We start from the raw sequence: 16080 nt of genomic DNA on the forward strand, positions 1-16080 counted from the left end.
GCGGTAAAAATACACCTTCTAAAATTAATTAGTCCTGAACTAAATCAATAAATAATCTCAAATAAACGACTGATTTACGCATTTTGTACGCGAGATATCTGGTTTTCTACATCAGTTAAATGGCCCGTTTTAAGCCATACTTTTGCGCCATTACTTCCCGCCTTAACGTTAATGGAGCTATTAATAGGCACTCTTAACCAACTGTTTTTTACAAAGGTATCGGCTTGCTCATCAAATGAACCTTCAAGTACTAGCAGTTCTGCTCCACCTTTTGCGTTTATAACCATGCTGGCGTTGGGCTTAAAGTGCAACAAGCTTACGTCTTCAAAGTCGTCTTTGTACAAAGGAGTTACAGCTACATTTTTAAAACTAGGGTGCGCCGTACTTTGCATCAAGTCCGTTTGTAAACGCACGTGGGTTCTATCATCTGGCTGAAACTGCCATAACTTTACAAATATAACGCAGCCATTTTCAGACCCCGGTTTGTGCTTTGATTGCGGTGGGTTACGGATATAAGAACCTGCCACAAAGTCACCATGCTCATCTTGAAATACCCCTTCAAGTACAACAAACTCCTCACCGCCGGTGTGTACATGCGGCGAAAATTCACTGCCTGGTGCATAACGAACAATGGTCGTGGCGCGAGCAACTTCGTCGCCCACACGGTCCAGTGCTCGTCTATCAACGCCCGACATTGGCGATGCAACCCACGGGAGCGTTTCGCTGTGTACAACAACTCGTTTACTAAAATCGGCAGCAATTTTCATATTTGGCTCCTAACCGTAACTCCACTTAAACTTTAAACTAATTACGCCGCAACACTTGGGCGTTTTGCTACTTTTTCTTGCCATGCTAATAAATGAGTTAACTCATTCGGGATTGCTATTTGTGCAAATCCAGCAAATACCAGCCCAGCATACAATGTAATATCAGCAATACTAAACTGCTCACCAGCAACAAACGCCGACTGCGCTAGTACATCATTAAAATAGCTAAACCCTTGGCGTGCTTTTTCACCTTGTTTTTCACCCCAAGCCACATTTTGATACGTTTCAAGCTCTGGACCTAAGCCATCAGTTGCATGATGAAAGTAAGTTGCCACAGCGTCAAGCACCATAGACTCTGCACGCTTTTGCATCATGTTAATTACTGCTCGCTCTTTTGCGGTTTCACCCATTAATGACGGGCCTTCAAATGCGGTATCAATATACTCAGTAATAGCGGTACTTTCTGATATAAACGTGCCGTCATCTAGCTCTAATACGGGCACACCTGCTAGTGGATTCTTAGCTAAGAAGGCTTCTGTTCTGTGCTCACCATTTAATAAATCAACAGGTACAAACTCAACATTTGAAGTGGCATTTTTTTCAGCTAAAGCGATACGAACACGAAGTGGATTTGGAAAGTTTTCTACATCATAAATTTTCATAGTAATCTCTATCTTTATTGTTTAAAAGTGAATTAGTGGCAGAAACCTACCTACCGATAGGTAATTTATAATATTAAACTAAATTTAAGTCAACGTTTAAATTTTTCTGATGTATAGGATTTAACTTAATTCATTGTAAAATTAGGGGGTTGCTTAAAAATAAAATCGCTTGTAAATAACTACCTACTGGTCGATAATTTTACTATACCAATTGCATTAAATAGGTGACCTATTATTACGCTAAGAAAATAGCGTAATAACAAGGCGAAAATTATGACATATAGTTGTTCTATATGAGTAATTTTTAACGCAGTTAGTAAGTTATTTAATGCGATAGAATGATCATGTTTTAATAAAATTGGTATTGCTACGGATAGGAAATATTAAAAATGAGTAAAAAAGAAGCTTTATTAAAAGCAGCTGAAAACAAGGTACGCCTTGGCGGGTACAGCAATTTTAGTTTTAGAGAGCTTGCCAGCGAAGTTGGAATTAAAAGCGCCAGTGTGCACTATCACTTTCCGACTAAGGCCGATTTAGGTGCAGAGCTTGCTCATCAATATACAAATTCTTTTTTAGCTGCGTTAGGCGAGCCAAGCGAGCTTAAAGCCAGCGGTAAAAATCCTATTGATGTGTACACTCAGCTTTTTAGAAGTGCTTTAGTTACCGACCGAAAAATGTGTTTATGTGGGTTACTAGGAGCCGAAAGCGATAGCCTTCCAGATAAAGTACGCCTTGAAGTAAAACGCTTTTTTAATCAAAACCTAACATGGCTTAGCGCTGCGCACCTAGCTAATGGTGAGCTTAACCCTACTAAAGCGGCTATTCAAACAGTGAGCTTGCTTGAGGGCGCTATGATGATAAGCAAAACGCTCGACGATAACAGTTACTTTGAACTTGCAACTCAGTAATACCTAAATTTAGTGCACAAAAAAAAGCGAGCTATTCATTATGAATAGCTCGCTTTTTTAATGCTTGAAATAACTTATGTGATTATTATTAAACCGCTGTTGGTTTAACTTTATGCTTAGAGTGCACAATTGCTAAAACAATTAAGCCAATCACTGTCACTACAGCGCCAATAGGTTTACCTAAATCGCTTGATAAGTTAAGACCAATTGCTGCAGTGCCAATATAAGAAACCGTTACCGCTGTTGCTATAACAGCAGGAACACTCGCAATCCAGTGGAATGCTCCACGGTCAAACAAGTACTTAGTGGCAAGCCATAATACGCTTGTAGAAAGCAGCATGTTTGAAAATGCAAAGTAGCGCCAAATTAACGAGAAATCGAGTTTCGTCATAAAGTATGCAATAGCAAGTATAGGTACCGCTACCAATAAGCGGTTACGTAAACTTTGCGGAATATTAAACGCATCAACAACGGTTAAACGTAGTGAGCGGAACGCTGTATCGCCAGAAGTAATCGGGAAAACGGCTACTGCAATAATTGCCATTATACCGCCAAATACACCTAAGTAACTGTTAGCTACATGGTTTACAACTAAACCTGGACCACCTTGATCAAGCAATGCTTTTAAGCCAGCGTAACCATCTGGGAACGCTGCAATACCTGCAAGTGCCCATACACAACCAACAATACCTTCACACATCATAGCGCCGTAATAAACTGGGCGTACGTATTTTTCGTTAGTTAAACAGCGCGCAATAATTGGCGCTTGAGTAGAGTGAAAACCACTAATAGCACCACAGGTAATTGTTATAAATAGCAATGGCCACGTTGGTAACCCATCTGGGTTTGGTTCTAAAAAGTCATGTGCGTGGTCAGCTTCAAAGTAAGCTAAAAAGTCACTTGGAACAGGCAAGTGCGGCGCATTAATAAGTAATGAAATAGCAATTGCCACTGTCATTACAATCATTAGCGCACCAAAAATTGGGTAAAACTTTGTTATTATTTTATCAATTGGTAGCAAGGTAGCTAAAAAGTAATACGCTAAAATAGCAAGTACCCAAAAGGTGTTATTTGCCAGTATTGTACCTTCAAAAAAATCAAGGTTACTTAACAAACCTGCAGGGCTCATAATAAATACTACACCTACAAAAAACAGTAGCATGGCAGTAAATATAAGCATAAAGCCTTTAAATACCACATTGTAATAATGGCCTGCGATTTCTGGTAAGCTTTTACCATCTTCTTTTATACTCATTACACCTGAGAAGAAGTCGTGTACAGCACCACCTAAAACATTACCAAGTACAATCCATACCAATGCAACAGGTCCGTATAAAGCACCTAAAATTGGGCCAAATATTGGACCTACGCCTGCTATGTTTAAAAACTGAATTAAAAATGCTCTTACAGGATGAATAGCTACGTAATCAACACCTTCGCTAAAGCGTTTTTGTGGTGTATCAACGGTTGAATCCAAGCCTGCTTGCTTTTCAACAAATGGGCTATAAAACTTATAGCCCAGTATTAAAATGGTAAGGCAGATAAAAAAGATGATCATAAAGCACGTTTCTCTTTTTGTATGTATGTTATAGAGCGCATGTGTGTCGCCCCGCCTGTTCAATCCGTGAATAATCGACGATTTTATCAAAGCGTCATAACCCTAACAATAAGACGTTTAGCTAATACAATAATCGATATAAGTCACTATTTACGCAACATGCACACTTAACACTCACTTATCGCCTACGTCTTATTTTAGGCACAAAAAAAGCGGTTAAACTTTTACGTATAACCGCTTTCACACACAATGTTTTTTTAAAGTGGGTTCATAAACTCACTAATTTGTTGATGCGTTAAAGTAGGTGTTGCACCAGAGCTTTCGGCGACCATAGCGCCAACAGCACATGCAAAGTCAACGGCATATTGCGCGTCGTCGTTGCTACAAAGCTGATATATTAACGAACCTAAAAACGAATCCCCTGCGCCAACAGTATCAATTACGCTAATTAAATAACCTGAATTATAAAAATTATCGCCTTTGATTGTTAACAAAGCACCGTGGCTACCTTTGGTTACACATAAGTAATCGGTATTTGTTTGCTGTGCAATAAACGCTAAATTTTGTTCAAGCGAATGAAACTTACAACCCATCGCTTTTGCTATTTCGTATAGCTCTTCATCGTTTAATTTAATAAAGTCTGCTTTATTCATTAAATCTACAAGTGTTTCTAGCTTGTAATGCGGTGCACGTAGGTTTACGTCAAATACTTTAAAGTTTGCTACATCAACTAGTTGATTTAATGTTGCTAAAGACGCTTCGCTTCGCCCAATTAAGCTGCCAAATACAAATACATCGCTACTTTTAACTTTACTAAGTAACTCATCTGTAAGCGCTATATTATCCCACGCAGTGTCTGCAACTATTTCATAACTTGCAGAACCTCCACTGTCGAGCGTTACCTCAACCGTGCTAGTTTTTTTATCACTATTGATAGCAATGTATTCGCAGCTTACGCCTTTGCTAGTAATTTCGCCTAGTAGCTCAGCGCCTAACTCGTCGTTACCAACAGCGCTGATCATATCGGCTTTAATGCCTAGTGAGTTAATACGCACACACATATTAAGTGGCGCGCCACCTAAGCGTTTACCTGAATCAAAACAATCCCACAGCACTTCGCCAAAACAGCTAACACTTACGGTTTCACTTGATTTATGATTAATTAAAATGCTCATAATTAGTTACTCTTTTGATCAAGTACAGCCTGCATAATGGCTTTAATTTTACTATTAGGTGCATACAACGCAGCAATCGACTTTTTATACTCAGCAGTAAATGCTTCGTTATGCTCAAGCTTACCAAACAAGCTCGTTAACTTTAAAAATGCAGACGGGCTAGTTTGAGTCTCTTGCGCGTAAGAATTAAGCTCTTTGTGCATCGCATCTTGAATTTCAAGCTTTTCGCCGTTTTCACTTAAACCTTTATCGCTGTATAAGCACCAAGTAGCAATAACAAGCGTTGCCAGTGACACATCTCGACCTTGTACTAGGTTTTCGTTAATTGTGGCAATTAAAAACTTAGGCAGTTTAGCTGAGCTTTCACTGCAAATACGCGCTAGGCTATCTTTAATATTAGGATTAGCAAAACGCTCTATTAACGTATCTTTGTAGCTTTCAAGGTCAATGCCTTCAAGTGGTTCAAGATTTGGCGTTACTTCCTTATCCATAAAAGCACGTAGGTATGTGGCAAATAGTTCATCAGATACCGTTTCGTCAATAGTGCCGTAGCCATGGATTGAACCTAATAAACCAAGTACCGAATGCCCTGCATTAAGTAAACGTATTTTCATGGTTTCATAAGGCGTTACATCAGTAACAAACTGTGCACCAACAACATCCCAATTTGGACGAGAGTCACTAAATGTGTCCTCTATTACCCATTGTGTAAACGACTCACAAGTAATTGGCCACTCGTCGCTAACACCATATGCATCAACCACGTAATCAATATCACTCTTTTTAGATACCGGTGTAATACGGTCAACCATCGCATTTGGAAACGATACGTTTTGCTCAATCCACTCACTTAGGTCTTTGTCTTGCTCTGTAGCAAAGGCTAAAAGCATTTTGCGTGTTACGTTACCGTTGTGCTGAATGTTATCGCACGACTGCACTGTAAATGCGCCTAAGCCTTGCTCTTTACGCAGTTTTAACGCAGCAGTAATGTAACCAAACGCTGTAATTGGGTCGTTCGGGTTATTAATGTCGTTAATAATATCTGGATTACTGTAATCAAACTCGCCCGTTGCAGGATTAAAGTTGTAGCCGCCTTCGGTAATAGTAAGCGACACAATTTTAGTATCGCTGTGCGCTAACTTATTAATTACCGCTTGTTTGTCCTCTGGAGCAAACAAAAAGTCGATCATTGAGCCAATTACTTTGTTATCTATTTTACCGTCTGGGTGTCTAACAGTAAGCGTATAAAGGTAATCTTGCTGCTTTAAAATATCACGCAGACCACGGTTACCCTCTAAAAGGCCAACACCACATATGCCCCATTGCTCAGAGCCTGGGGTTTTTAAAAGCTCGTTAACATATACCGCTTGATGAGCACGATGAAAACCGCCCACGCCAATATGAACAATACCGGCTTTAACTACGCTACGGTCGTAGGTTGGTGTATCAACATGGCTTGGTAATTGAGCCAAGCTTTGTTGGTTTAGCCCTGTAACTAGAGCGTCAGTGTGTTGATGTTGCGTCATGGTGCGACCTTACTAAACAAAAATAAAATATAAATTACGATACTGTATTACGATAAGTAATTACGATGCTGTATTGAGTACTTTATGGCGTTTTAACGACCAGTACGCAGTAACAAAATAAATAACAGTACAAATAAAACAGGCTATTTCGAACTGCGATTTATTAGCGCTGTACATACTCATAGTTTCACTGAAAAACATCACCTGGCTGGCAAATATAAAAATAATAACAAGTGAAACCGTAGAAACCGCATTAAGTACTTTGGTAAATACAGAGCTGTCAATTACTGGCTTTGGAATGTCTTTAGCTTCAGCAGCTTGATATTCTTTAATATCACGTTGCTCTTGCTCTTCTGCTGCAATCTCTTGTGTGTAATCTTCACCGGCGCCATATTTTTTAGCTAAAAGCGTATAAATAACGATTGTGAAAATCCACGTAGGAATAAACAAGTAGTAAAACGACATTACATCAATAGCATTTAAACCAAACCCAAACACAAGTGCTAACGCCCAAGATGCTATAGCCGGTACGCTGCGGGTAATATTTTTATATTTAGCCCAGTAACGTGTTAGGCCAATTTTAGGAAATAACACATGTTCAGCAAACACAATGCCGCCTACTGGCACAACTAATAAGCCTGCGTAGGTAAGTAGCGGAAGCATTTGTGAAAATACAAACGGGAAACACGCAATAATCACGGTTACAACACCTACAATAGCGGTTGTGCGTTCACGTGATTGATTAACAAATATAGATTGTGCTGCAAGGCCTGCACGGTAAAGGTTTGCGTTAGCTGTAGTCCAACCGGCAATAATTACAATAACAAAACCAGTCCAACCTAATGCATGGTATGCAACATCGCCCGGATCAAGTGATGAAATAGTTGTTTTAAGTAATACCGCAACACCTGCGCCCATAATACCGGCAGAGATCCACGCTAAGTAATGACCAAAAAACATGCCCACGCCAGAAAACAAGCCATAGCTTTTGCGTTTAGCAAATCTAAAAATAGCCATGTCGATTAAACCAAAGTGAGTAATTGAGTTAGCAGCCCATGCAAAGCCAATCACTTCTAATAGGCCAATGCCTTTTTCACCATCGGCATTGGTGCCCGTCCATATGGAGGAGTCGCCTATGGTCATAAAGTCGCTAAAGCTAGTTAAAGAGGTAGAACCTAATACGTGATTTGAAAGCTCAGGGAATAACGCGAACGAACCTGCAATAAATATAACAAATAGCCACGGCGCGCACAGTTTTGAAAAGTCAGCAACCGTAGAAAAGCCATACATCGCAACAAACACAACAATAGAGCCAACAGCTAAAACAATGGCTACAAACCAAAAGCTATTTGGATACCAATCAAGTTGCGCTGGTATATCAAACAAAAACCGCACGGCGGTGGAGGATACCGTGATCATCGCGGCCGATATAACACTAAAAATAACCACGTTAGCCCAGTTATAGAGCTTGGTCATTGAGTTACCAGCAATTTTGTTTAAGTAGTTATATAAACTTAAGCGGGTTTCTACTGCAATGGGTGCAGTAATCAGCCACCAAGAACACATTGCTAACAGGTTACCTATTAATAAACCCAGTAGAATGTCGATGGTTGAAGCGCCTAATGCAACAAACGTTGCACCAATAACAAATTCAGTAGCCGCAACATGTTCGCCAGCATATAGCCCTGCAAAATGTTTCCAGCCATGAAGCTTATTATTAGCAACAGGAAGTTGCTCTTCGTTTACATCTTTAAATGTTTGTGTGTGTGGACTCGTTGCCATGGTATTTCCTATTGTTAACAGCAAAGTACTTAATACCTAAATACTTCGCCTTTTATAATTTGGCTTATAAACGCATGATGTTTTGCCATGTTTTGTTTTATTTTTAGTAAAGCAAAACCATCTACATTTATATTTTGCGTTTGCTTGCCTGTCAGTGTGTAAGGCGAGCAAATCGCGTTTAAAACTTTGTTTATTTAAAAAGCTGCGTGTTTACTGCTTTTTAAGTGCAGGGTATGCACTAAAAAAATCTTGCCAATGCGTTAAATGATCAACATTTGGGTAAGCACTGTGTACATGATTAACAGCGCCTTGCATATGTTGCCCACCGCTGTAATGCAGTACTTGCATGTTAGCGTCAATTCCTGCATTTACGCCGGCTTTACTGTCTTCAATCACTAAACAATGCGCTGGCTTTACACCCATTTGTTTAGCTGCATGTAAAAATAAATCGGGTGCTGGTTTGCCACGCTTAACTTCGCTGCTGGTAAAAACCGTATCGCTAAAGTACTTACTTAAACTCACTACGCTCAACGCTTTTGCGGTGCGTGCTGGGCTGCTGCTAGTAGCTATACAAATAGGCACAGCTAAATTGTTAAGTACGTCTTTTATACCGTCAGTCGCGGTTAGCCCTGTTTCAAATTCGTTTAACAGTGCTTCGCGGTAGTCACCTTCAAAGCTTTCAGGAAGAGTGACATTAAATGCATCCGCTATTTTTTGGCTTACTGTTTTAAAATTGCAGCCTAAAAAGTGTTGCTGTACATAAGCACGGTCAATATCAACGCCTTTTTCAACAAGCATATTAATGAGTACTTGTGCGCTTAAAATTTCGCTATCAATAACAACGCCATCACAATCAAATATCACCAGCTCAATGTTAGTATTCATCTTGTCACCTTATTAAAACTGTTTGGTTTAGCTAATTTAAGTATAACGAGTTAAGCGCGATTAATATTGTGCAACTTTTTAGTGCAACTCAACAGTGAGCATAAGCCCAGCGATTGAGCATATTCCCTTTATTGCACGAATATGTCAACACACTGTAAGTATAAAACGCACCAGCTTGGTGAAAATACGCTCAGATAAAACTAAAAACCCTTGTATTTAATCAACTTTATAAAAGCATATTGCGACCAAGGTCGTAGTAAAAAAATTCCGTTAACGTAAAAAGCGCACCTGTTAAATCATTTCATCTATTTTACAAATCACATCAATCTAATTAATCAGTTTTACCGAAGTTAATAAAATCAATACTATCGTTAACAGATTAACAGCCTGCACCACTGCCGGCACTTTTAAATAGATGAGGTCGACAATGAATACTCAAATAAACAAAACAAAATTAACACTAACTGCACTGGCACTTGCAATGGCATTACCGGCAAGCGCAGCAACAACACTTACTAAAGATAACGGCGCAGCTGTTGGCGACAACCAAAATTCAATTACTGCTGGCGAACGTGGTAGTGTATTACTAGAAGACGTGCAGCTAATCCAAAAACTACAACGCTTTGCACGTGAGCGTATTCCTGAGCGTGTTGTGCATGCTCGTGGTACTGGCGCACACGGTGTGTTTGTAGCATCAAAAGAGCTAGACGATTTAACAATTGCAGCACCGTTTGCACAAGCAGGTAAAGAAACAGACGTATTTGTTCGCTTTTCATCAGTAATCCACTCTAAAGGTAGCCCAGAAACACTGCGCGACCCACGTGGCTTTGCAACTAAGTTTTACACAGATCAAGGTAACTGGGATTTAGTAGGTAATAACTTACCGGTGTTCTTTATTCGCGATGCAATTAAATTTCCAGACATGGTTCACTCTTTAAAACCATCTCCGGTTGATAACATTCAAGATCCTAACCGCGTATTTGACTTTTTCTCGCACGAACCAGGTTCTACACAAATGCTAACGTGGGTTTACAGCGACTACGGAACACCAGCAAGTCTTCGTAAAATGGACGGTTGGGGTGTACATGCATACAAAATGATTAATAAATCGGGTGATGTTAAATACGTTAAGTTTCATTGGGTAAGCCAACAAGGTATTGATAACCTTGATGCTAAAGAAGTAGCTAAAGTACAAAGCCAAAACTTTCAGCATTTAACACAAGATTTATACACTGAAATAAACAAAGGCAATTTCCCTAAATGGGATCTGTACATTAAAACGCTTGATCCATCACAACTTGATGACTTTGATTACAACCCATTAGATGCAACAAAAATGTGGCTAGACATTAAAGAAACTAAAGTAGGAACAATGACGTTAAACCGTATGCCAACTAACTTCTTCCAATCTACGGAACAAGTAGCAATGGCACCGGCAAACATTATTCCAGGTATTGAGCCATCAGAAGATCGTTTATTACAAGGTCGTATGTTTTCATACGCTGATACACAAATGTACCGCCTAGGTGCTAACCACCAGCAATTGCCAATAAACCGTGCAAAAGTTGACGTAGTTAACTACAACCAAGACGGCGCAATGAATATTGGTAACACAACAAGCAATGTGAACTACCAGCCAAGCCAAGAAAACGTAGCTGAAAACCCAATTGCACGCAGAAGTAATACAGAGCTTAAAGGCTACGTACAACAAGCAGCGATTAAAAAGCAGCAAAACTTTGCTCAAGCCGGTGTTTTATACCGTGGCTTTAGCAAGCAAGAACGTACAAATCTAGTTAATAACCTAGCGGGTGATTTAGGTAAAGTGCAAAACAGCGATGTTAAACACAAAATGCTTAGTCACTTTTACAAAGCTGATACTGAATACGGTACCCGCTTAACTAAAGCTGTAAACGGCGATATTAAAATGGTTAAACAACTAGCAGCTAAATTGTAAGTCGCTAGTTGTACATAACAACCCCAGCTAAATGCTACATAAGCAACCACAACCATGAGGAAGAGAGTTAATCTCTTCCTCTTTTTTAAAGGTCATTTTTATGCGTAACTTATTAATTATATTTACTCTAATACTTAGTATTGGTAATAGTGCTTATGCTCAATCAGCTGCCACTACACAAAATACGAATACCCAAACCTCAAGTGAACAAACACAAGATCAGGCAAAAGAGCAATACCAAAGCTTATTTGCTTATTATTTTGCCGCAGCACGTACCAACGACACCGCTGTAATAGAGCAATTTGTAGATGCCGGTATTCCTATCGACAGCTACAACAATAAAGGCTACACCGCGTTAATGATTGCCACTTATCACGGTAATAAAGACACGGTTAACACGCTTTTACACTTAGGTGCTAATGCCTGCATGGAAGACAACCGAGGCAACACTGCACTTATGGCTGCTATATTCAGAGGTGAATTTAGTATTGCTAAAACACTCGTATCACTTGATTGCGACAACGCGCATCAAAACAAAGCCGGCCAAACAGCCGAGCAATTTGCACAAACTTTTGGTCAACAAAAAGTTATAGAGTTACTAGCACAGGTAAATAATGGAAAATAATCTGCACGCAACAAAAAGCCCTAAAATAATAGGGCTTTTGATTTACTAAATATATGTTCAAATTAAACGTACTTACTCTAAAAACAGTGTGTTTATTAAGCTTTCTTGTTCTTTCCCAGCTTCATGTTTTAATGCTCGTATAAAATCCATAGAATTGGCGGGACTGTTTGGATAAGCATGATTTTTCCAAACCAACTTGAGCGCATTAATAATGGGTTTATCCCCAATCGCAGCGCGTAGCTTAGCAAAGACAATGGTTGCTCGCGAATATTGGTCAAAGCTTTGTGTAGCATCAACTAAGGCTGATCGCTCCTTTATGTTCATCAACATACTTTGCTCATAGCGTGTTGTTTCATACTCAACCAGCGCTTGCATGGTCGCTTTCCCATAACGCTGCTCTATAACAACAAGCTCAATATACTTTGCCATAGACTCCACTAAAAAAGCGCTATCTGAAAATACTCCATTACCAATATCATGGCCAAACCATTGATGCGCAGTTTCGTGAACTGCACGGCGATAGCGTTGATCAAAGCCTGCATTAGCACTTGGCTTTGCTCTAAAACCAACACTGTCTTCAATAAGTATAAGTTGCGGCAGGGCATAACCTGTTCCACCAAATTTAGGCGAGCCTATTAAGCTCAATTGTTTTGCTCTATATGGGCTTATATTATTAAGCCATTTTATTGTGTCGCCCATTGCACTAAGGTTTACGGCTATAGACTCCCCTCGTGCTGGCTCGTTTTTATCTTTAGCAAACACGTTTAACATCACGCCATTTTGCTGCTTGGTAACAGGGGAATAAGGCACCGTCACCCAAGCTGGGATTGCATTTATGGGTGTACGAGTCTCAAAATGAAATATTTCGCGGTCATCTTTGCTGGTACGTGATATTTCCTCTCCTTGGGTTATAACCTGATAATCACTTGTTGTACTCACTTTACTCGACATAGTAAGCCACTGGTAATGAGTACTTGCTTTCGCCGTTTTAGCAAATAGCTTCGTGGGTCTAATCACCGATTTCACTTTAAGTGCGTGTTGCTGACGAAGTATAGGATCGGTTAATTCATAATTATCTTGATAGCCAACAGTCGGCAATAAAGGCACTGATCGTATATAGCTAAATTCAGGGGTTATTATCTGATGGCCTCTCACTGGCCAAAGCTTAGCTTGATGAACATCAAACCGTGTAACTAGTTTACGTATTTCTCCTGGCTGCATTTCATTCTCAAACTTAAACACAGCTTGATTAAGCAAGGGAAAGCTTTTAGCCCTTTGCGCGCCATCGATTTCAATATCGGCCCATTTATAAAAACCAGAGCGCCCAACCAATATCTCTTTAATAGGGGCTTGATGGGTGTTTTTTAAGGTATATATTAAGGAAAAATGAGCTTGCTGTTGATGCGGATAAAAGTCTACATTAGCATCAATGTGCATAATGCTTGGCTGTGCTACATTGCGCCATTGTGAGAATGCTTTTTCGTATTGTGCTTTAAATGCCTCGCGTTTATGCGAGTTGGTTAAAGGCTTCTCCTCAACCAGTCTTAAATGTAATTGAGTAAATAGTGCCACAGTGATAAGTAAAGGAATAAGTAACCAAAAATGTTTAACCCCCATTACTCTTTGGCTCAACCCGGCACCTCGGTGATTAAAAATCCCCGTAATTATAACTAAACTAATACACGCCACTAACCAAACTGATATATAAGGCCAATAACTACTTATACTTGCACGATAATCCCAAAAGTTATCAGGTGCCTGCAAAGGTGTCCAACCAACACTCCACAATGTATGCGTAAGACCAAGATAAGTCATTATCGGTGTAAATTTAATCAGTAAAATAACAGCAATTAGCAAACCCGCAATAAGCTGCGAACGACACAAATTAAATACACACAAAAATACACACGCAATAATGGCAAGCACAATTGCCATCAAAAATAAAATGGTTAAATGTACTTCAAATTGATATGCACTGTGTAAAAACCACTGAGCTGCACTTGCCCCTAATAAGCTCATTGTTAAAAAAACCAATATCATAGTACCTAGGACCAATAACTGACTGTTTAAAAAGTAATATGTTTTGAGCGGTGTGGCAGCGATCAGCTCAGCTATATTATAGTATTTAGCGAAACAGCTTACTTGCCAGCTCCACAAAGCCATTAATAAAGTGCCAAACAACAATTGCATATCAAATGCATAATAGCTAATTGCATCAAGGCTTGTGGTGCTCATAATACTCATTGGTTCAACATAACCAGAGGACGAGGCAACACTATTAAAAACCATCACCGGCCAAACAAAAATAATCAGTAAAGTAACAGGGTGTGAAACCAAATTAACCAGCGTAATTTTGTATAAACTGGCCATCATCAAAAATGGTTTTTGCGTGACTCTCGCAGTTTTATATTCAGCGGGTTCTAACGTGTTGTAACGAACGCATTCGTTATTATTTTTACCTTTTTGACTCTTTAATAGACTCTTTAATAATGTGTTTTTTTTATTTTTACTAAAAGTAATATAAAAAATACCAACAGCAAGCATACTCACAACAACGCGATTAATAGCAAATGAAGCTCCTAATGAATTGGTTAAACTGTTTATTACGGCGGTGTATGCAAAAGGGTCAAGCCAAACAAATAATGTATAAAAGCGATTGCTTATGATACTACTTCCAGCAAGCATTGGATTTCCGGTAATACTTGCAAGCATTATGTAGCCTATCCACAACACCGCAAAAACAACATAATTGGGTAATGAAGTCGTTGATTTATGGCAAACAAAAAAGGCAACAACAACTAAAAAGCAGCTATTTGGTAACAACACTAAAAAGCTATTAAATACAGTAAAAGAAACCATATTTGATATATAGCCAAATTGCCTTACATGCATGTATATCATTACTAAATCGCTAATTAAGCTAATAATAAAAACCAAGCAAATCAGTAAGCATACTCTTGCTAAACTGCGCTTAAATAAGCTAGGTTGCGTAGCATAAATAAGCTCCTGCATTGACGCGTGCTGATCTCGTAAAAATATAACGGGTGCCAATACTCCTACAAGCACAGGTAACTGCATCATTTGTAGCATTGTAATATTTAACTTAAATTGTTTTAACGAATCAACTTCAACTGTTGCAAGCCCAGAGGACAACATAACCGAAAATATTAAAGGAATAATAATGCACAGCCAAACAAGTGGTTGGCGCACTGCATATCGCCACTCATTAAAAATTAACATGTTTGACTTCCTTTATTGAGTGCAAAAAAGTACTTGTCTTGAAGCGTAGCGGGCGAGTTTATTGCATTTTGTGCAGGCGCTGTGTCTGCATAGACACGAAATGACGCTCTACCATAGCGATGGCTCTTACTTAATACATGCTGATTCGGTATGCCCGTAGGTAAACTTTCGAGCTGCCAAATCTTACCTTCTAAAGGAACTAGTAACTCTTTTACGTCACCGCTTTGTATGAGTGCTCCTTGATCTATAATGGCCACGTAGTGACATAAATTTTCTACATCTTCAACATTATGGGTCGATAACAATACCAACCTATTTTGACTAATACTAACGAGTAAATTATTTAAACTTTCTCGTTCCACAGGATCAAGCCCAGCAGTGGGTTCATCCATAATAATTAGTTTTGGGTTACCTAACAAAGCCTGAGCCACGCCAAAACGCTGCTTCATTCCTCCCGAAAAATTAACGACCTTTTTATTAGCAAACTGAGTCAAATTGGTTAGTTCAAGTAAGCTATTAATTTGGTTTTTGCGTGCATTACCATCTATGCCTTTTAATACGGCAATATGCTCAAGTAACGCCCGACAACTCATATTGGGATACACGCCAAAATATTGTGGTAAATAACCTAGCTGCGATCTAAGCGCATCTGGTTGGCTAATCACATCAAGGCCATTAAAATTAATATGCCCGGAGTCGGCATTTTGTAAACACGCGAGTGTGCGCATAAGTGTTGATTTACCCGCCCCATTTGGGCCAAGTAGACCGACCATACCGGCGGGTAGAGTGATCGTCACATCATTCAAAGCCTGCGTACCATCTGCGTATTTTTTGTTGATATTTTTCAGTGTAAGCATTATTTTCATCCTTAATTGGTATAGCACCAGCTTAAGAAAGCAAGTCAATACAAGCGAGAAAACAATGGTTAAGGTATTGAAATAAATGATGAACATAAAAAAGTAACGTTGGTCATTTAAATATGACCTTTCATCATTTAA

General features: G+C 39.3%; 12 protein-coding genes. 3 read left to right on the top strand and 9 right to left on the bottom strand.

The window, feature by feature from the left end; genetic code table 11:
- Nucleotides 1–74: 74 nt before the first annotated feature.
- Complete coding sequence (locus BW142_RS06075; RefSeq protein ID WP_076924266.1) at nt 75–767, bottom strand: cupin domain-containing protein; 693 nt, start codon at nt 765–767, stop codon at nt 75–77.
- A gap of 41 nt (nt 768–808) precedes the next feature.
- On the bottom strand, nt 809–1429 hold the full coding sequence (locus tag BW142_RS06080; protein ID WP_024597780.1) for a glutathione S-transferase: 621 nt from the start codon (nt 1427–1429) through the stop codon (nt 809–811).
- A gap of 389 nt (nt 1430–1818) precedes the next feature.
- Between BW142_RS06080 and BW142_RS06085 the strand changes: the two genes are divergently transcribed.
- Nucleotides 1819–2337 (top strand): TetR/AcrR family transcriptional regulator, encoded by a 519-nt coding sequence (locus BW142_RS06085; RefSeq protein ID WP_024597781.1) that lies wholly within the window; start codon nt 1819–1821, stop codon nt 2335–2337.
- An 88-nt stretch (nt 2338–2425) separates the two neighbouring features.
- On the opposite strand, the gene BW142_RS06090 is transcribed toward BW142_RS06085, so the two are convergent.
- The 5 genes from BW142_RS06090 to BW142_RS06110 form a co-directional block, all read right to left on the bottom strand.
- Nucleotides 2426–3895: a carbon starvation CstA family protein gene (locus BW142_RS06090; RefSeq protein ID WP_024597782.1), complete on the bottom strand. Its 1470-nt coding sequence runs from the start codon at nt 3893–3895 to the stop codon at nt 2426–2428.
- Between the two features lie 257 nt (nt 3896–4152).
- Nucleotides 4153–5070: a carbohydrate kinase gene (locus BW142_RS06095; RefSeq protein WP_076924267.1), complete on the bottom strand. Its 918-nt coding sequence runs from the start codon at nt 5068–5070 to the stop codon at nt 4153–4155.
- A 2-nt stretch (nt 5071–5072) separates the two neighbouring features.
- Nucleotides 5073–6596, bottom strand: a complete 1524-nt coding sequence (locus BW142_RS06100) for a mannitol dehydrogenase family protein (protein ID WP_076924268.1) — start codon at nt 6594–6596, stop codon at nt 5073–5075.
- 60 nt (nt 6597–6656) lie between these two features.
- Nucleotides 6657–8378, bottom strand: a complete 1722-nt coding sequence (locus tag BW142_RS06105) for a hypothetical protein (RefSeq protein ID WP_076924269.1) — start codon at nt 8376–8378, stop codon at nt 6657–6659.
- A gap of 210 nt (nt 8379–8588) precedes the next feature.
- Nucleotides 8589–9263: an HAD family hydrolase gene (locus BW142_RS06110; protein WP_076924270.1), complete on the bottom strand. Its 675-nt coding sequence runs from the start codon at nt 9261–9263 to the stop codon at nt 8589–8591.
- A gap of 427 nt (nt 9264–9690) precedes the next feature.
- Between BW142_RS06110 and BW142_RS06115 the strand changes: the two genes are divergently transcribed.
- Both BW142_RS06115 and BW142_RS06120 read left to right on the top strand, forming a co-directional pair.
- Entirely contained in the window at nt 9691–11217 is a 1527-nt protein-coding gene (locus tag BW142_RS06115) for a catalase (RefSeq protein WP_076924271.1), read from the top strand.
- A 100-nt stretch (nt 11218–11317) separates the two neighbouring features.
- Nucleotides 11318–11842, top strand: coding sequence for an ankyrin repeat domain-containing protein (locus tag BW142_RS06120; protein WP_076924272.1), 525 nt, complete (start codon nt 11318–11320; stop codon nt 11840–11842).
- A 72-nt stretch (nt 11843–11914) separates the two neighbouring features.
- On the opposite strand, the gene BW142_RS06125 is transcribed toward BW142_RS06120, so the two are convergent.
- Nucleotides 11915–15082, bottom strand: coding sequence for a M1 family aminopeptidase (locus tag BW142_RS06125; RefSeq protein ID WP_253188800.1), 3168 nt, complete (start codon nt 15080–15082; stop codon nt 11915–11917).
- Nucleotides 15076–15939 carry an ABC transporter ATP-binding protein gene (locus tag BW142_RS06130; RefSeq protein ID WP_076924273.1) on the bottom strand — a complete coding sequence of 288 codons (864 nt, stop codon included), beginning with the start codon at nt 15937–15939 and terminating at the stop codon, nt 15076–15078. The genes BW142_RS06125 and BW142_RS06130 overlap by 7 nt, the downstream gene beginning before the upstream one ends.
- Nucleotides 15940–16080: the final 141 nt, after the last annotated feature.

The sequence above is a fragment of the Pseudoalteromonas sp. EB27 genome (assembly GCF_001974875.1).
GTDB lineage: Bacteria > Pseudomonadota > Gammaproteobacteria > Enterobacterales > Alteromonadaceae > Pseudoalteromonas.